General features: G+C 71.4%; 1 protein-coding gene. It reads left to right on the plus strand.

The window, feature by feature from the left end:
- Positions 1-866 (plus strand): dihydroorotase (locus HUK82_RS16945; protein WP_176615010.1); only part of this gene is annotated, 866 nt, incomplete at both ends.

Below are 866 nucleotides of genomic sequence, written 5' to 3' on the forward strand. Positions count from 1 at the left end.
GTGCCGTTCTGTGTCCGGGGCTGGTCGACATGCGCGTGGCGATCGGCGAGCCGGGTTACGAATATCGCGAGACGGTGGCGTCGGCCGCGCGCGCGGCCTCGGCCGGGGGGGTCACGACGATGGCCGTCCTGCCCAACAGCCTGCCGGCGATCGACGATCCGGCGCTGGTGCGTCTTCTGCGCCAGCGCGGCGACGAAACGGGCGCGATTTCGATCCTGCCCTACGGTGCGGCCACGCGTGGTTGCGCGGGCAAGGAAATGGCCGAGATCGGGCTGCTGCGCGAAGCCGGGGCCATCGCGTTCACCGACGGCACGCAGGCGATCGCCGACGCGCGGACGATGCGCACGATCCTGTCTTATGCCCGTGGCTTTGGGGCGATGGTGGTGCAACACCCGGAGGAGCCGTCGCTGGCGCGTGGCGGGTGCGCAACCGAAGGCGAACTGGCCACCCGGCTGGGCCTGCCGTCGATTCCGCTGGCGGCCGAGGCGATCATGATCGCGCGCGACATCCGGCTGGCGGAGATGACGCGCGGGCGGCTGCATTTCGGGCATGTCTCGACGGCGGAGGGGCTGGCGCTGATCCGCGCGGCCAAGGCGCGGGGCATCGCGGTGACCTGCGACACGGCCCCCCCCTATTTCGACCTGAACGAAACGGCGATCGGCGACTTCCGCACCTATGCCAAGCTGTCGCCGCCGCTGCGGGCCGAAGCGGACCGGCAGGCGGTGGTGGCCGCGCTGGCCGACGGCACGATCGATGCGATCGCCTCCGATCATGCGCCGTGGGATGCCGACGACAAACGCTTTCCGTTTGCGCAGGCGGCGGCCGGGGGCACGGGTCTTGCGACGTTGCTGGGCGTGACCCTGGCG

It is taken from the genome of Ameyamaea chiangmaiensis (assembly GCF_013376175.1).
Lineage (GTDB): Bacteria > Pseudomonadota > Alphaproteobacteria > Acetobacterales > Acetobacteraceae > Ameyamaea > Ameyamaea chiangmaiensis.